Here is a 16,757-nt window from a genome sequence, read left to right as displayed (position 1 = left end):
TATCGAACACTCGTTCGACTAAACTTGGAGCATGTCCGCAGTCGCCGCCGCGTACGAACACCTCCAAGAGGCGTTCGACGCATTCCGGCAGGCCGCGGAAAACCCCCTGACCTCAGATGCGGAACTGCTGTCGGTGCTCACCATCGGTGAAGGCATGTCCCGACAACACGACCACCTCACCGTTTCCACCACCGCCGCCCTGCAACGCCGAGGCACCTTCGCCGAACGCGGCTACCGCAAACCCGAAAGCGCACTCACCGACCTGCTGGGCTGCGACTCCTACGAAGCCCGCCGCCGGGTGGTGGCCGCGGAGCAGGCGTGTGAGCAGATCGGGCTCGACGGCACCGTGCTGCCCGCCCGGCTCCCGGCGACGGGGAAGGCGTTCGCCGCCGGGCAGGCCGGGCTGCGTCACGTCGAAGTCATCGCCGCCCTGCTCAACACTCCCGAGGCCGGGCGGATCACCGACTGGCAGCGGGCGGGGTTGGAAGAGCAGCTGGCCGGTATGGCCGGCGAGTACTCGCCCGGGCAACTACGCAAGCTGGGCACCCAGCTCCTGGAGGCGCTCGACGGCGACGGCCCCGAGCCTGATGACAACCCGCCGGAGCCGGTCAACCGGCTGCAGGTCCGTAAGCGTCGCGACGGGTCGGGCGGCACGATCAGCGGTCAGTTCGACGATGCGGCGATGTTCGATGCGATCGCCACTGTGATCGACGCCAAGGCGAAGCCTCTCGGCCGGGATGATCAGCGATCGACGGGGCAGCGTCAGGCCGAGGCCCTCGCGGATGCGTGTGGGTTCGTCCTCGCCCATGCCGACCACGCCACCCTGCCCGACGCCGGTGGCCGGCGGCCGCACTTGAACGTGTTGATCCGGCTCGAGGACCTCGAAACCCGCGCCCGTTCGGCGATGCTCGACTTCGGCGGCCGCATGACCGCGGGTTCGTTGCGGATGCTGGCCTGTGACGCCGCGGTCGTGCCCATCGTCATGAACGGCGCCGGGCAACCCCTGGACGTGGGGCGCTCCACCCGGGTGATCCCCGACGGGTTGCGCAGGGCGGTCACCGCCCGCGACCGTGGATGCGCGCACCCGGGCTGCGACCGGACACCTTCTTGGTGCGAAATCCACCACATCTGGGAGTGGGAGCACGGCGGGCCCACCGAACTGAACAACCTGGTGAGTTTGTGCAAGGTGCACCACCGCTTGATCCACGATTCTGGGTGGGTGGTGCGGATCCGTGACGGGTTACCCGAGTTCATCCCACCGAAATGGATATGCCCGGAACAGAAACCACGCCGGAACCCGTAGCTCGCCCCGAGGCTGCGCGATCGGACGGCGCTGTCCGGCAACCGTTGCGCTTCCGATCCTCCGGCGGGCGCATGATCCGAGGTTTCGAGTGTCGGGTACGGGCGGCGGGGGTGCCGGTGATCGGTTCAACGTGTCGTTCATGAACCCGTTGTTCTTCGCCGCCTTCCTGGGCGCCCCGGCGCTCGCCCTGCTCGCCGTCGTGAGCAACCGCAGAACGTTCAGCAGGAGTGTGGCTGCTCCCGCGAACCAGGCCGTCGGCTCAGAATTCGATCCGCACCACCGACGCGGGCTTGATGATCCCGGCTGGGTTCGGCGGGGTGTGCCCACCGTCCGTGCTGAAGTAGGCGACGCGACCGTAGTCGCCGGGTGCACGGCCCCAGGCGGCGCTCGACGGCCCGAGGAACCGGTGGTCGATCGGGTCCCCGACCACGACTGCGGCTTCGGTGGCGGGAGCCGCCGGGTCCAGCGGGACACGGTGGAGGGTGTTGTCGATGTGAGTCGTGATGTACGCGGTCCCGGCGTTCTCGTCCATGCAGAAGTCGTCGACCGCGTGGATGCCCTTTGCGACGATCTCCGGATCGCTCGCCGGCTCGTGCGTCACCGGATCGACGGCCACGCGCGCGAAGACCTGCTCCCACGAGCCCGTGTAGTACACGTAGTGGGACTTCTCGGCGGCCCGGACACCGTTGACGCCCGGGTAGGGGATGGAGAAGGTCTGCGTCAGGTGGACGGCCCGCTCCGGGTCAGTGCCCGGTGCCATGGACTCGTGCCGGAGCCAGACCTCGGCGGTCCCGGCGAGGCCGTCCTCGGTCAGGTCGACCCGCCAGATGAGGCCGGCCGCACAGTCGGCGATCAGGATCACGCCAGGTGCCAGGAGACAACTGCCGTTCAAGCCGGCTGCATGGGATGCGAATGTCAGCACGCGAGTCCGGTTCACGGGTGCTCCGGGGACCCAGCCGCGCAGGTCGAAACGGTCCAAGGCGGCCGGGGCCATGGAGGAGACGTAGAACACGTCGGGCTCAGCCTCGACGATGCTCATCGGCAAGCCCTCCAGCCGGTCGACCAGGACGGGACCGATGGTGGCGTCGTCGGCGGGTGCGGGCACCCACCACAGTTCCCTGCGATTGAGGGCGGTCACGAGGATCGAACCGTCGGCCCGGACGACGATGTTCTCGAGGAAATAGTGCTCCGGCAACGTCGCGACCGTCGCCAGCTTCGGCTTGCCATTCATTGCTGTCACCTTTGTGTGGGAGTCTATTCGGGGGCCGGTACGGCGAACATGGTCAGCAATGTGCATACCGCTTGGTACTGACCCATGACCGCACCGATGTCATACAGACCGCGCTCGCCGAACGCCTGCTCGGCAACGCGGAAGAGGTCGTCGTCAATACGATGTTGGATCAACAGTTGCCGCGCGACGCGCACCGCAATCTTCTCCTGTTCGCCCAGTTGGTCCGGCACAGCGCCCTCACTCAAGGCCTTGATGACCTCCGGCGAGAGGCCGATCCGGCGGGCCAGGATCTTGTGGGCGTAGAGCTCGTAGTCGGCGCCCCACACGGCGCCAACGGCGACGATCACAGCCTCGCGCACCGTATCCGACAGCGAGGTGTGGCTCGCCTCTGCGGCGGCGAAGGCGAGGAACCGCAACGCGACCTCCGGCCGCAGCAGAAATGTATTGAACGGGCCGATGAGCTGGCCGTCATCGGTTCCGATCCGGAACCCGTTCTCGTTCGCCCATGGCAACTGGTTCGCCATCACCGAGTCGACGAGTTCTTGTTGTGCGGGTGTCAACGTCGCCGGGTCGGCCAGCGGGAGGCGCCCGCCGAGTGCGTCGCTCTGGATCGCCATTGAGATGGCTCCTGTTCGCAGATCGTTCGTGCCTGTTTCCAGGCTGACCGACCTGCGTCGTCCTGTCCAACGCCGCTTTTCGATGACTCGGATCTGTGTCGGCGATGAGTGGTGCTCTCAGCTGTTCGTAGCCAGGTGTCGCTCGACCACGTGCTCGAATGCCCGGGCGGCAGCCCCGGGGGTGCGTCCGATAGGTGTGGCCAATGAGATGGGCCAGTCGAGGTCGGCGTCGGTGACGCGCAGGACGACGAGGTCGTCGTCGGGAATCAGGACGGTGCGCGGGAGCAGGGCGATGCCGAGGCGGTGGCGGATGAAGTCGGTGCCGGCGGTGATGTCGGTGATCTCGATCGCGACTTGGCGTGCGAGTCCGGCAGCGCTGAACGCCCGATCGGCCACAGCGCGGTTACCGTAGCCCTGCGGAAAGTCGATGAACGACTCATCGGCAAGGTCGGAGATCGTCAACTCGCTCCTGGCGGCGAGGCGATGGTCTCGCGGAACAACGAGATCCAACGGGATGGCGGTGAGATCTCGAATGTGCACTCCCGCCGGCTGCTGGCCAGGAATCGAGACGAACGACAGGTCGAGTCGACCCTCGGCCAGCGCCGAGACGAGTCCTGGCGAGCCGTTGCCGACGATCGCGAGCTGAACGGAAACAGCGGGGTGCTCACGGTGGAACTCACCCAGCAGGCCGGGAAGGTCGATCAACCCGAGCGAGCTCATCGTCCCGATGCGCAGCGTGCCACGGATCCCGCCGCTGACCTCGTGCACCGCTTCGCGAGCGTCGCGGGCCGCCTCCAGCGTCGCCCGTGCCTTCGGCAGCAGTTGCAGCCCGGCATCGGTAAGACCGATGTGGCGGGTGGTACGCAGCAACAGCCGAGTTTCCAGCTCCCGTTCCAGGGACGCGATCGTCGCTGACACCGCGGACTGGACGATGTGCAGACGGGCCGCGGCACGCGTGAAGCTGGACTCCTCCACCACGGCGACGAAGCACTCCAGCTGACGCAACTCCATGCGCCGATCATCGCAACTTCAGTCGATCCTGCGATGGCCGGGCGGGCTGACGAGAACGCGCGGTACCTACTACGACAGCAGGTACCAAGGGCCGGGCTGTCAAGCAGGGTCGGCCGGAATGACGGGGATTCGGAGGGCGGAAGGATGGCTCGGGCCGGTGTGGATGCGGTTGGTTCCGTCGAAGCGTCCCGCCGGGCGTTCCTGCTCGTCGGAGTCCATCCGGACGTGGATGGTCTCGTTGTCGCTGGAACTGATCTCCAGGAAGAGCTGGTCGCCGGGGGCGAGGACGATGCTGGTAGGCCAGACTTCGATGTCGACAGCAACGATCTCGTCCGGTGCGAGGTCCTGCTGTTCGTCGTGGACGAGGTACGGGCGGTACGGCAGTGACCTGTCCGGATCGGTCTTGCGATGTGACGCCCGGAGCCAGCCCTGCGCCAACGGCTGGATCGGCTGGTCCACCGGGTTGATCCCGAATACCTCAGTGCCGTCGGTGGTGATCTGGCGAAGAGTGACGTAGAAGTCCGCGTCCGTGCTGGACGACGACACCCAGAGCCGCAAGGCGATCGGCCCGGTGATCTCGCGGATGTCGTGGCCGGGCGGCAGCAGGAACGACACAGTCCCTTGCGGTGCCGGGTACTCGACCACCCCGTCGGCCGCAGGGCTCGAATCGCCGAGACGGAGATCGGTGGCGTCGAGATACAGGTCTTTCCACTCGGTCCCGGTCAGCGGCCACTCGGTGTCGTCGCGCCAGCTGATTCCGTCCGTGCCGCGCAGGGCGACCCGGACCGGGGGCTGGTCCAGCCAGCCGGTGTCCTCGCCCTTCAGGTAATGGCCGAAGAAGCTTTCCTGCAAGGCCAGTGCCTCGGGGGAGTAGAACGGGAGGATGTGGCCGCCGACGAGGATCCGCAGCCATTTCTGAGACGAGGCGGCGTTCACGAAGCCTTCGATGTTCCCGCGGAGGTGCAGCATCAGGTTTCCCCAGTTGCCGACCGACACGAACGGGACCTCGACCTTGCCGAGGTCCGGGGTCCAGCCGGTGTAGGCGTCGTCGTCCAGCGGGTGTGCTCGCGACTTGTCGAACAGGTTGACAGCTTCCGACTCGGGGCTCTTGGCCGCGAGTATGCCGCCGCCCCACAGGCGCATGAAATCCGCGTTGAGGATGCCGCCGTGCCGGATGAAGTCGCGGTAGGCGTCGACAGCCCCTTCCCACGGCATCATGGCCGTGAGATGTGGCGGTTGCAGCGCCGCGACGGTCCATTGGGTCATGGCGTAGAACGAGATGCCGAGCAGGCCGACCTTGCCGGTGCTCCACGGCTGGGTCCCGGCCCACTCGATCGCATCGTGGTGGTCACGCGCCATCACCGCGGAGAACGCGTCCAGCAGGCCCGGCGATGCACCTGAGCCGCGGGAATCGACCCGCAGTACTGCGTAGCCGCGGGGCACCCAGTACTCCGGGTCAGGCGTTTCCCAGTTGAGGAAGACACCTTTGCCGAGAGCGTTGTAGTAGTCCTTTTGCCGTGCCGCGAGCGAGAGGTCCTTGCCGTAGGGGCCGAAGTTCATCAGTACCGGCGCCCGACGACCGTCCACCGGGCGATACAGGTTCCCCCGCAGCGCCGTGCCGTCCCGCATCGGGATCGGCACGTCCCGCTCGAAGATCAACGACACCGGCGGTTGCGCCGGCGCCGGAACCGGGACGTCACCGAACACGTTGGCGCCCGTGCTCGTCCCGGTGCGGGGCTCGAGGTTCGTGGTGGGATGGGTCATCGCTTCCCCTTCGGCGGGCAGCCCGACAACGGCTACGATGGAATAGTTCCACCATCGAACCTACCATCAGGAGCGGGGATGACGGACCAGCGCGAGGATGCCGATGGGCCGGCCGACCAGCGGGCACGCGTGCTCGACTGCCTCAAGATCTACGGTGCCGACTACGCGGACCTGCGGCGTGCATTCGCCAACTGGCTGCAGCTCCACTCCGCCGACGCCACCGCCCTGATCGAGATTGCCAACGACGAGAAGCGTGGCCAGCTGCTCACGCCGGCCCGCCTCGGCGAGCGCATCCGGTTGTCCCCCAACGCCACCTCGGCACTGCTCAACCGGCTGGAGGCCGCCGACCACGTTCGCCGCACCCACGAACACCCCGACCGGCGCGTGACCACCCTCCGCGCCGGCGCCCGCACACACGCCCTCGTCGCCGAGTACTTCGAGCCGGTAGCCGTCCAGCTCGACGCCGCGATGGCGGACTACCCCGACGACCTCCTTGCCCGGTTCGCCGACTTCCTCCAGCACCTTCACCACTCCATGGGTGCCGTGCTGGCCGAGAAACACGCCGAGGCGCGCGGCGAACATCACTGAGTGAACGAGGGGTCAACGGCTACGCCGGCGGCACCGGCGGCCGCACGGCCGCACGGCCGCAACCAGCGTCGTCGGGGTCGATCCGGGACTCATGCCCCGAGCCAGGGTGGCCGGTCATGGGCCGGCCAGTGCGACGCGGAGGATCCGGTCGTCGCCGGGACGGGGGTCGGTGCCTCCCCAGGTCGCCTCGTCGGTGTTGGAGGTGATGATCCACAGTGCCCCGTCCGGTGCGACCTCGACGGCGCGGATCCGCCCGTACTCGCCGATGAAATGCGGGATCGGCTCTCCTGCGGCTTGCCCGGCGCTGACCGGGAGTTGCCAGAGACGCTGCCCGGACAGCGCACCCATCCACAGCGAGTTGCCGGCGAAGGCGATACCGGACGGCGATGCCTCGTCCGGGTGCAGGGCGAAGATCGGCGGTTCGCCGTTCGCCCCCTCGGTCCCCTCCGCCTCCGGCCACCCGTAGCCCAGGCCGGGCTGCAGGACGTTGACCTCGTCCCAGGTTCGGTGGCCGAGCTCCGAGGCGTACACGGTGCCGTCCGGGCCGAAGGTGATCCCCTGCACGTTGCGGTGCCCCAGCGAGAACACCGGAGTATCGGAGGGGTTGCCCCTCGCCGGCGAGCCGTCCGGTCGGATGCGCAGGACCTTCCCGTTGAGCGAGCTCGGGTCGGGGGAGCGGCTGCCCTCGAAGGCGTCGCCGGTGCCGATCCAGAGGTTGCCGTCGCGGTCGAAGACCAGCTTGCCCCCGTGGTGGCGGTTCGCGGTGCCGATCCCGTCCAGCACGATCCGTCCGGTGGTCATCGAGCGCAGGTCCTCGGCGATCTGCACCGCGACGACCCGGTTCGTGGGGGCGGCGGACACGTAGGCGTAGACGGTCCGGTCGGCAGCGAAGCCCGGGGAGGCGGCGAGGCCCAGCAGGCCGCCCTCGGCGCTCTCGGTCACGCCCGGGATCGTTCCGACCGGCGATGGCTGCCCGCCGCCGGCCGGGATGTGGCTGATGTCGCCGGAGTCCCGGCTCGACACCAGTGCGGACCCGTCGGGGAGGAATGTCAGGCCCCACGGCATGCGGAGTCCCGAGGCCATCTCGGTGACCGAGCCCGGCGTCGAGACCTCGACCGGGGCCACGGGCCCTCGTGGTGCGGCGGTCATCGGCGGGACCACGGGGCTGACCGCGGGAGCGCTGTCGTCGTCGGGATAGGTGCGGCTCGGCGCACCGCTGCCGGCGGTGGAGGCGGAGGGGGACGCCTCGCTGGGAGCGCCCGCGCAGCCTGCCGCCAGCGTGAGCGCGAGCAGCGTCGGCAGTGCGAAGCGAGAACGGTGCAAGATCACGATGTTCCCCCGGAGGAAGGCGCGGACAGCGCGGCCAGAACCTTGTCCTGCGTGATCGGTAGCTCCCGGAGGCGTCGTTCCGTGGCGTGGTGGACGGCGTTGCCGATCGCCGCGGTGGCGCCGGTGGATGGTGTCTCGCCGAAGCCACGGGCGCCGAGCGCCGGACTCGACGGGTCGGGCAGGTCGATGAAGCTCACGTCACGACGGCGAGTGCGTCGAACGCGGCCTTGGAAGCGACGTAGGGTCCCAGGAAGGGCGGCGTACTGACGATGATCGTGCTGCCGATGTAGAGCAGTGTGCCGCTGCGTCGCTCACGCATGTGGGGGAGCGCGGCGCGGTTGACCCGCTGCACGCCGAGGGCGTTGACGTCGAGCAGGTGCGCGATGTCCTCTGCCGTGAACGCCTCGACGTAGCCGACGTAGAGGTGGCCGGCGTTGTGCACGACCACATCCAGCTGGCCGGCTTCACGGAGGACGGTCGCGACGGCGGCGTCGGCGGAGTCCTGCGAGGTCACATCGAGCTCGACGACGCGCAGTTCCACGTGCTCGCGCCGGGCATGGGCGCGGGCCTCCTCCGCGTGCTCCCTGTTGCGGCCGTCGAGGTCGCGCATGCTGGCGTAGACGGTGTGCCCGTCGGCGGCCAGCCGCTCGGCGGTGACCCGGCCGATTCCGGTGGCCGCACCGGTGATCAGGATGATGGACATGCCGTCACCTCTCGCTGTCGAGGACAGCCATCTGCTGGGCGGGGTAGCGGTCGCCTGCGGCGGCGCCGATGGGCACGGCTGCCTCGATCGCAGCAACCTGGTCCGGGGTGAGAGCGAGGTCGGCTGCGGCGAGCGATTCCTGCAGCCGGTCGCGCCGCCGGGCGCCGACGAGCGGCACGACGTCGCTGCCACGGGAGGCGACCCACGCGATGGCGACCTGTGCGACCGTCGCCCCGATTGATTCCGCGACCTTGCGCAGCGCGTCGACGAGGGCGAGGTTGGTCGCCAGGTTCTCCCCCTGGAAGCGGGGCACGTGCCCGCGGAAGTCGCCGCCGGTGAGCTGGTGGCCAGGCGTCCAGTGGCCCGACAGCAGGCCGCGGGAGAGCACGCCGTAGGCGGTGACACCGATGCCGAGCTCGCGCGCCGTGGGCAGGATCTCGGTCTCGATCCCGCGGGAGAGCAGGGAGTACTCGATCTGCAGATCGCTGATCGGGTGCACGGCGGCGGCCCTGCGAAGGGCCGCCGCGCCGATCTCGGAGAGCCCGATGTGGCGGACGTAGCCGGCCTGGACCATCTCGGCGATGGCACCCACGGTGTCCTCGATCGGGACGTTCGGGTTGAGCCGGGTCGGGCGGTAGATGTCGACGTGGTCGGTGCCGAGCCGGCGCAGGGTGAAGGCGAGCCGGTCCTTCACGGCGGCGGGGTCGGCGTCGGGCGCGACGGGTTGGAAGGCACCGTCGGGGCTTCGTCTGCTGCCGAACTTGACGCTGATCACGACGTCGTCGCGGCTGCGCTGCGAGAGCGCATCGCGGATCAGCATCTCGTTGTGGCCGGAGCCGTAGAAGTCGCCCGTGTCGATCAGGGTGATCCCGGCGTCGATGGCCGCGTGGATCGTGGCGATGCTCTCGGCCTCGTCGGCAGGGCCGTAGAGGTCGGACATGCCCATCGCGCCGAGGCCCAGCGCAGACACCTCCGGACCGCCGGTGCCCAGTGTGCGCGTGTCCAATGCTCGCTCCTTGTCGGTTGGGCTGTTGCGGGGTTCGCAGCAACCGCTGATAACCCAACCATGTTGGCAGTGATAACGCAACACTGCTAACTGACAAGTGTTACCGGTGATAGCAGCTCAAAGGAGGGCTGGGCGCGGCATCGACGACGGCGTGGTGCTCGACCACACCGTTGAGCACGGCAGCCGTGACGTGGCGCCGGCCGAGCAGGTCACAGCGGGATGTTGGAGTGTCGGCCCCGGCCGGTCGGGGCCGCCGCGAGCGCACGGACCAGTCGAGGTCGTGTGTTCTCGGCGTCGATGACCTCGTCCACGACGTCGAGTGCGACGGCGCGCTCGACACCACCGGCGACCCGCCGGTGTTGCTCGACCAGCACGGCCCGGAGTGAATCCCTCTCCACGGGGGAGACGGCAGCGAGCTCCTTGCGGTGCAAGATGCCGACCGCCGCTTCCGGACCCATCACCGCCACCTCGGCATCCGGCCAGGCGAACACCGCGGTCGCGCCCATCGAGCGCGAGTTCATCGCGATGTAGGCGCCGCCGTAGGACTTGCGGGTGATCAGAGTGACCCGCGGCACGACCGCCTCTGCGAATGCGTGCAGCAGCTTCGCACCCCGCCTGACCACCCCGTCCCACTCCTGGCCGACCCCTGGCAGGTAGCCCGGGACGTCCACCAGTACGACGATCGGTACCCCGAGTGCATCGCACATCCTGACGAACCTGGCCGCCTTCTCGGCCGAGAGCGAGTCGAGGCAGCCGCCCTTGCGGATCGGGTTGTTCGCGACCACGCCGACGGTCCGCCCGGCCAGTCTGCCGATCCCGATCATGACGTTGCGAGCCCACAGGGGCTGGAGCTCCTCGAACACCACTCCGGACTCGTCGTGGTCCAGGATCGCGTGGACGAGGGGGAGCACGTCGTACGTGCGGCGTGTGGAGGTCGGCAGAAGCGTGCGCAGGTCCGGGCCGGGGGCCACCGCCTCCACGTCGAACTCGCCAGGCCTGGCGAAGAAGCCGGTGAGTCGTCGGGTGCGCCGGTACGCCTCCTCCTCGGACCCGACGGTGACGTGCGCCACTCCCGACTTCCGCCCGTGCGCGGACGGCCCGCCGAGCCCGTCCATGTCGATGACCTCGCCAGTGACGGTGCGGAGCACCTCCGGGCCGGTGACGAACACGCGGCCCTCCTCCGACATGACGACCACGTCGGTCAGCGCAGGCCCGTACGCCGCGGCGCCGGCGGCCGGACCGAGAACCACGGAGATCTGTGGGATCCGGCCCGAGACCCGGGTCATCGCGGTGAACATCCGCCCCACGCCGTCCATGGACTCGACCCCGTCGGCCAGCCGCGCGCCGCCGGAGTGCCAGAGCCCGACGATCGGACAGCCCAGCCGATCGGCCGCCCCGATGGCCTCGATGATGTGCTCCGCGCCCGCCGCGCCGAGTGCGCCGCCCATCCGGGTCGCGTCGGTGCAGTAGGCGATCACCGGGGAGCCGTCGATGCGACCGCTCACCGCGACGACACCGCTGTCGTCCTCGGGGTGCATCGGCACGGATGTGTTCCGGTCGAGCAGCTTGGCGAGCCGGACCGACGGCGTCCGTCGGTCCGGCCGCGTCCCCGCTGCCGGGGCCACAGCGTCGGTCGGGGGTGCGGTCATCGTGGGTTCTCCTCGATTCGACTTGTTCGTCTCCGGTGGTCCTCTGGATCGAGGTCCTCGATCGCGAGGTCGACCCGAACCGCGTGGCGAGACCGGCGGGCTATCGGGAGAGGGGTACTGCCGGCGAGGCGTCGGCACCGCCGACGACGGTGGCGATGACATCGCCGAGTTGCACCGTGCTGTTCTCGGTGACGGTGAGCCGGGTGATCGTGCCGCTCGTCTCCGCGAAGATCGGGATCTCCATCTTCATCGACTCGAGGAGCACGATGACGTCGCCGTCACCGACGACGTCGCCGACGGCGCGCTCCAGGCGTAGGACGACTCCCGCGATCTCGGCCCGGACCAGCTCCTCGGACGCGCCTCCCGGCGGGGTCCGTCCCTCGCCGAGGCCCGTCGAACCAGCCGTCGTCGTCATGACCCGTTCTCCTGTCGTCGTCGTCGGTCGATCGAGCACGCCTGCCCCGTCCGTCGCGGTGCCGGCGCGAGCGCAGCGGCCGCGGTCAGCGGTAGTGGCCCTCCGGATCGAGAGCGCGGAGGAGGGCGAGCTCGGTCGTCGTGACGGGGTCCTCGGGCTTGGCCTCCGATGTATCGCAGGTCCACCCGGTGCGCTCGGCCACCGACTGTTCGGGGGTGCGCGCGTCGGTGCCGGCCAGGTGGCTGGTGAGTCGGAATCGGCCACCGCGTTCCCGGCCGAACGTGCCGAACTCGCTCACCACCGCCCGCACCCTCTGCCCGGAGCTGGTGACCGCCGCGACCCGCGGGACGTAGCGATGCCTGCCCGATCTGCTCACGACGATGCAGTCGGCGGCGGCGGCGATGTCGTGTGCGCCGCCGGAACCGGTGATCCACCGGCCGCTCGGCAGGACGCTGGTGTTGATGTCACCGGTCGGATCGATCTCGGCGGCGGCGAGCACTCCCAGACAGCGCGGGTTTCCCGCGACCAGTCCGCCGAGGACCTCGGCGATGCCCGAGAGCCCTTCGCTGCGCGCGGCGTGCCGCTGGCTGAACAGGAACACGTCGCCGGCGTGCGGGTCCGTCCCGTAGAAGCCGAGCTCGGCGGCCAGCTTGACCTGGTGACCTCGCTCCCGCAGCTGGGCGGCGGCCAGCCAGGCGGCCAGGTGCGAGGCGCCGATGCCCGCCAGCAGCGTGTCGTAACCGTGCGCCTCGACCAGCCGCTGCACGGCCCGCGCGGCGAGGACGATCAGGGTCTCGCCGCGGCCGGCCGGCTCCGACGGCCCGGATCGCGGCGTCGTCACACCCGGGTCGTCTGCGCCGAGCGCCGCCAGCCGGCCTTCGCCGAGCTTCGCGAGGTACTCCGCGTGCCCGCCGGGCAGATCGATCCACTCGCGGAACCAGTCCGCGGCGGTGGCGTGACCGGTGCAGGCGCGAGCGGTTTCGGTGAGGAACGCGTAGTCGTCGCGGTACCCCACGACGCCGCCGACGCCGTCGGCGCGCAGCGACTGCGGATGCGCGCCGAAGGGGGCCTCGCACAGCCCGAGGACGCGTTGGCCGGGGACGACCACGTCTTGCGGACACCGGTCGATCACCTCGTCGTCGACGATGCGTTCCACCGAGGCCAGCACCCCGTGAGCGGCGGCGTAGGCGGGCCAGGGCCCTTCCCCGTAGGGCGCCCGGATCACGACGTTGCCGCGTCGGTCCGCGCACACCCCGTGCACCAGCGCGACGTCGGGGCGCAGGGGCCGCATCATGGCCATCGCAGCCGGGGACCACGGTGAGTCGACCGGCACCAGGTCGTCCGCCTTCCCCTGCGCCAGGTAGGTGCCCGGAAGGGAAGCGGTCAGCGCGCCCGGCTGTCCGAGCGCCGCCGCCATGAGGCGTTGTTCGAGGGTCAGCAGGGACCACGCCTCCACCTCGAACGGGGCGCCCGTGGCGACCTCGTCGTAGAGGGGGCACGGCCGCGGCGTCGGGTACGTCTCCCCGAGGAAGCCGGTGATCATCTGACGCACCGATCCGGACAGCGCGAGGGCGTGCGCGGTGGAGTGCACCGCGGGCACGCTCACGGTGAGCGAGCGCGTACCTCGCATCACCCGCGCCAGTGCATGCATCAGGGCGTTCGGTCGCGACATCGTGGCACTGAGGTGCACGTGCATCCCGGGACGCACGTAGTTGCGGACGAGATCGTCGGGCGACGGCGCGAGGGTGGCCATCAGGCCGCGCCCAGTGCGACCACCGAGGTCTGGCTGCCGATGGCGAACGCCAGTGACACCGCCAGGTCGAAGTCGGCGGGCCGGCTGCCGCCGGCGACGTGGTCGTGGTCGCAGTCCGGATCCACGTCGACCAGGTTGATCGTCGGCGCGAGCCGTTGGTGGTGCAGCATGAGGGCGGTGGCGGCGACGTTCACCACGCCTGCGGCCCCCAGGGTGTGTCCGAAGATCGGCTTGTTGGAGCCGATCGGCGGCAACGCCTCGGCGGGCCGGTGCGGGTAGAGCACCCGCAGGGTGCGACTCTCCGCGATGTCGTTGGACCAGGTGGCGGTGCCGTGACCGCAGTAGTAGCCGACCTCGTCGACAGAACGGTGCGCGTCGTCGAGGGTGTCGGTGACCAGCTCCGCGGTGAGCTTGCCGGTGAGGTCCATGGAGGTGGCGTGCGCCGCCTCGTTCATGGCGCGGTGCTCCAGTACGTGGGCGTACACCCGGGCCCCGCGGGCACGCGCGGTCGAGGCGCGCTCGAGGCTCAGGGTCACCGCGCCCTCGCCGAGGACCATGCCCTCCCGATCCCTGCTGTAGGGCCGGATCGCCCGCGTCGGATCGTGCCGCTCACGCGACAGCACGCCGGGCCCGAGCGCGAGGAACGTGCGTAGCACCTCGGGCACCAGCGGAAAGTCGTGTCCACTGACGAGTACGGCGTCGCTCGAGTGCGACCGCAACTCCCGCAGCGCAAGGCCGATGGCGTGGTGGCCGCCCACACAGGCACTGGTGACGGTGGTGACCAGGCCACGGGCGCCGACACGGATCGCCGCGAGTGACGCCGACGACCCCGCGAGGCCGCGGAACATCGCGCCGGTCCCGACGAACTCGGACCGGTCCTTGGCCGCGCGCGAGAGCCACCACTCGAGGGACCCCCGCGACGTGGACTCGATGATGCTCAGCCTGCGCGGCTCCACGTCGGTGGGGCGGAGCCCCGAATCCCGCAGGGCCTCGTCGGTCGAGACCAGGGTGGTCAGGATCTCGCGGCTGTACTTCGCGGCGTGCCGGGCGGGCAGGGTGGGCAGCGCGGCCGCGTGGTCGAGATCCCCGATCTCCCCGCCTGCGTACACGTCCAGGCCGTCGGCGTCGGGGTCGACCCGGCGCAGCGGGCCGAGCTGGGACCGGCCGGCGCTGACGTGGTCCCAGAACTGGGTCACGGTTCGCGCACCGGGCAGGACGAGGCCGATCCCGGTGATGGCGATCGGTTCGGGGGCGGGGCGTGGGCACGGAGCTGTCATGGCACTCTCGTCTGGTGTCCGGGCGCGTCGTGGTGCGCGGCGAGTTCGGCGAAGCTCTCCCCGTGGGGATCGATGTCGACGGCCAGCCCGTTGAGCAGCCCGCTGAGCATCCGGTAGTGGCCGACGACGACGAACAGCTCGACGAGCTGGGAGTGGCTCAGCCACCGGGTCAGTCCGACCAGCATCTCGGGGGGCAGCGTCGTGTCGCGGACGATCCGGTCGGCGGCTTCGAGCAGCCGCAGGTCCGCTTCGGAGAATCCCGCCCACCGGGCGCCGTCGGCGCAGATGGCGTCGATCTCCCCGGCGCTCATCCCGAGGCCACGGGCGATCGTGCGGTGCTGGGTGAGGACGTAGTCGCAGCCCACCCGGGACGCGGTACGCAGGATGAGCATCTCGCGGAGGCGCGGAGGCATCCGCATCCGCATCAGTACCGCGGTGCTCAGCTTCACGATCGGTGCGACCAGGCCGGGCGAGTGAGCGCACATGTGGATCAGGTTCAGTGGCGCGACCATGCTGTCGAGGGCGGCCCGAGCTTGTTCCGGCAGGCCGGTCAGGTCCGGGTAGGGAATCCTTGCCATGTGTCCTCCGGGAACGGGCCGAGCGGATCAGGGCAGGTTCGTCAGTCCCGGCTCGGGGGCGTTGACGAGGACCGCCATGTTCCCGCCGGGGTGCTCGTTGTTGTACATCAGCTGGTGCGCCTTACCGACGCTCTCGAACGGCTCGCACCAGGACAAACACGGTGCGAGCTTTCCGGATTCGACCAGTGCCACGACCTCCCGGCACTGCTGGAGGTTGGCGAAGTGCGAGCCTTGCAGGCGCTTCTGCCGCATCCACAGGAACCGCAGATCGACATCGGCGTCGTATCCGGTGGTGCCGCCGCAGATGACGACCATTCCGGCGTTGTCGCACAGGTACATCGACGTGGGAATCGTGTCCCGTCCGGTGTGCTCCAGTACGACGCGGGGCGAGCGACGCTCTCCGATGATCTCCCAGAACTGCTTGCCGAACGCCCGTGCGCCCCGGATCCAGCGCGTCATCGCCTCCTCGTCGTCGAAGGCGGGCAGCGGGCCCCAATGGTCGAACTCGCGGCGGTCGATGGCTCCCCGGGCGCCCAGATCGATGCAGTAGCGGGCCCGCTCCGGGCTGGACACCACCGCGACGGGGATCCCGCCCAGCAGCGACACGATCTGGATCGCCATCGATCCCAGTCCGCCACCGCCACCCCAGATCAGCACCGGGTCGCCGGGCCGCACCGTGTTCGGCGGCCAGCCGCAGAGCTGGCGGTAGGCCGTGGCGCCGGTGAGCAGGAACGCCGCCGCCGCCTCCCACGTCAAGCTCGCCGGTTTGGGGTGGCACTGGTAGTCGTCGACCAGGGCGAACTGGGCGAACGAGCCGAAGTTCTCCTCGTATCCCCACACCACCTGGGTTGCGGACGTCATCGGGTCGGCTCCGAGCCGGATGTCCGGGGCGGACTCGTCCCACATGCAGCCGGAGAGCACCACGTGGTCACCGACCGACACGGAGCGCACACGGGATCCCACCGCCCAGACCACGCCGGACCCCTCGGACCCCCCGATGTGGAAGTCCTCGGTGGCCCCGCGCCGCTGCCGGGCGGCGATGACGTCGAGCGGTGCGCCCAGCGCCGACCACACGTTGTTGTAGTTGATCCCGGCGGCCATCACGTAGACCAGCACCTGGTTCGGGCCGGGTTGCGGAGTGTCCACCACCTCGATCCCGAAAGCCTGCTCAGGGGCGCCGTACCGGCTTTGCCGGATGACCGAGGCGTACATCGTCCGTGGTACCTCTCCGAGCGGAGGTACCTCGCCGATCTCATAAATTTCTTTCACCGGTACACCTCACATCGACATGTCGGTCGTGGTCGATTGCCCCGAGGCCGCGACGAACGAGTGCGCGGGACCGTCCGCGCGGACAGGAGAAGCTCCTGGAATCGGCCCAACCCTCGTGGGTCGGGCTGGCAGCTGGGCGCAGGACCACGATAGGCAGCGGTGTGGGGGGTGTCTTCGATCGCCCGGCTGAAATGCCCGGTGATACTTTGGGACGAAGGGCTGCTGGGTGGCCGTGGACCGCGGCGAGGGCGAGCAACCGGCGCC

At 69.7% G+C, this 16,757-nt stretch carries 16 protein-coding genes; 2 read left to right on the top strand and 14 right to left on the bottom strand.

All coding sequences use genetic code 11. The annotated features are described in order from the left end of the window. Nucleotides 1-31: 31 nt before the first annotated feature. Nucleotides 32-1,303: an HNH endonuclease signature motif containing protein gene (locus CFP66_RS00505; protein ID WP_094919775.1), complete on the top strand. Its 1,272-nt coding sequence runs from the start codon at nt 32-34 to the stop codon at nt 1,301-1,303. A gap of 259 nt (nt 1,304-1,562) precedes the next feature. On the opposite strand, the gene CFP66_RS00500 is transcribed toward CFP66_RS00505, so the two are convergent. The 4 genes from CFP66_RS00500 to CFP66_RS00485 all read right to left on the bottom strand — a co-directional run bounded on the left by CFP66_RS00500 (nt 1,563) and on the right by CFP66_RS00485 (nt 5,926). After that, nucleotides 1,563-2,600 (bottom strand): hypothetical protein, encoded by a 1,038-nt coding sequence (locus tag CFP66_RS00500; protein ID WP_233159028.1) that lies wholly within the window; start codon nt 2,598-2,600, stop codon nt 1,563-1,565. Next, complete coding sequence (locus tag CFP66_RS00495; protein WP_094919773.1) at nt 2,558-3,151, bottom strand: carboxymuconolactone decarboxylase family protein; 594 nt, start codon at nt 3,149-3,151, stop codon at nt 2,558-2,560. The genes CFP66_RS00500 and CFP66_RS00495 overlap by 43 nt, the downstream gene beginning before the upstream one ends. Nucleotides 3,152-3,268: 117 nt before the next feature. Then, nucleotides 3,269-4,162, bottom strand: coding sequence for a LysR family transcriptional regulator (locus CFP66_RS00490; protein WP_094919772.1), 894 nt, complete (start codon nt 4,160-4,162; stop codon nt 3,269-3,271). 99 nt (nt 4,163-4,261) lie between these two features. Then, nucleotides 4,262-5,926: a CocE/NonD family hydrolase gene (locus CFP66_RS00485; RefSeq protein ID WP_198961178.1), complete on the bottom strand. Its 1,665-nt coding sequence runs from the start codon at nt 5,924-5,926 to the stop codon at nt 4,262-4,264. A gap of 78 nt (nt 5,927-6,004) precedes the next feature. Here CFP66_RS00485 and CFP66_RS00480 point away from each other — a divergent pair, with 78 nt between their 5' ends. Beyond that, nucleotides 6,005-6,514: a MarR family winged helix-turn-helix transcriptional regulator gene (locus tag CFP66_RS00480; protein WP_094919771.1), complete on the top strand. Its 510-nt coding sequence runs from the start codon at nt 6,005-6,007 to the stop codon at nt 6,512-6,514. 114 nt (nt 6,515-6,628) lie between these two features. Here the strand turns inward: CFP66_RS00480 and CFP66_RS00475 are convergent, their stop codons facing one another. The 10 genes from CFP66_RS00475 to ccrA form a co-directional block, all read right to left on the bottom strand. Beyond that, the gene (locus CFP66_RS00475) at nt 6,629-7,837 is read right to left on the bottom strand and encodes a sorbosone dehydrogenase family protein (protein ID WP_233159027.1); all 1,209 of its coding nucleotides are present in this window, start codon (nt 7,835-7,837) and stop codon (nt 6,629-6,631) included. Between the two features lie 2 nt (nt 7,838-7,839). Continuing rightward, the gene (locus tag CFP66_RS00470) at nt 7,840-8,040 is read right to left on the bottom strand and encodes a hypothetical protein (protein WP_233159026.1); all 201 of its coding nucleotides are present in this window, start codon (nt 8,038-8,040) and stop codon (nt 7,840-7,842) included. Then, nucleotides 8,037-8,546 carry an SDR family NAD(P)-dependent oxidoreductase gene (locus CFP66_RS00465; protein ID WP_094919769.1) on the bottom strand — a complete coding sequence of 170 codons (510 nt, stop codon included), beginning with the start codon at nt 8,544-8,546 and terminating at the stop codon, nt 8,037-8,039. The genes CFP66_RS00470 and CFP66_RS00465 overlap by 4 nt, the downstream gene beginning before the upstream one ends. A gap of 4 nt (nt 8,547-8,550) precedes the next feature. Next, a complete protein-coding gene (locus CFP66_RS00460) occupies nt 8,551-9,552 on the bottom strand; it encodes an aldo/keto reductase (protein ID WP_233159025.1) in 1,002 nt (333 codons plus the stop codon). Nucleotides 9,553-9,761: 209 nt separating this feature from the next. Then, nucleotides 9,762-11,201, bottom strand: coding sequence for an acyl-CoA carboxylase subunit beta (locus tag CFP66_RS00455; RefSeq protein WP_094919767.1), 1,440 nt, complete (start codon nt 11,199-11,201; stop codon nt 9,762-9,764). 100 nt (nt 11,202-11,301) lie between these two features. After that, on the bottom strand, nt 11,302-11,616 hold the full coding sequence (locus CFP66_RS00450) for a biotin/lipoyl-binding carrier protein (protein WP_094919765.1): 315 nt from the start codon (nt 11,614-11,616) through the stop codon (nt 11,302-11,304). A gap of 85 nt (nt 11,617-11,701) precedes the next feature. Further along, nucleotides 11,702-13,369, bottom strand: coding sequence for a CoA-transferase (locus CFP66_RS00445; protein WP_094919763.1), 1,668 nt, complete (start codon nt 13,367-13,369; stop codon nt 11,702-11,704). Next, nucleotides 13,369-14,646 carry a beta-ketoacyl synthase gene (locus CFP66_RS00440; RefSeq protein ID WP_094919762.1) on the bottom strand — a complete coding sequence of 426 codons (1,278 nt, stop codon included), beginning with the start codon at nt 14,644-14,646 and terminating at the stop codon, nt 13,369-13,371. Before CFP66_RS00440 ends, CFP66_RS00445 begins: the two co-directional genes overlap by 1 nt. Beyond that, on the bottom strand, nt 14,643-15,224 hold the full coding sequence (locus tag CFP66_RS00435; protein WP_094919761.1) for a carboxymuconolactone decarboxylase family protein: 582 nt from the start codon (nt 15,222-15,224) through the stop codon (nt 14,643-14,645). Before CFP66_RS00435 ends, CFP66_RS00440 begins: the two co-directional genes overlap by 4 nt. 27 nt (nt 15,225-15,251) lie before the next feature. Then, nucleotides 15,252-16,493 (bottom strand): crotonyl-CoA carboxylase/reductase, encoded by a 1,242-nt coding sequence (gene ccrA / locus CFP66_RS00430; protein WP_369804942.1) that lies wholly within the window; start codon nt 16,491-16,493, stop codon nt 15,252-15,254. Nucleotides 16,494-16,757: the final 264 nt, after the last annotated feature.

It is taken from the genome of Pseudonocardia sp. MH-G8 (genome assembly GCF_002262885.1).
Classification (GTDB): Bacteria; Actinomycetota; Actinomycetes; order Mycobacteriales; family Pseudonocardiaceae; genus Pseudonocardia.
The sequence above is the reverse complement of the archived record's forward strand: the minus strand, read 5'-3'. Positions and strand labels throughout refer to the sequence as shown.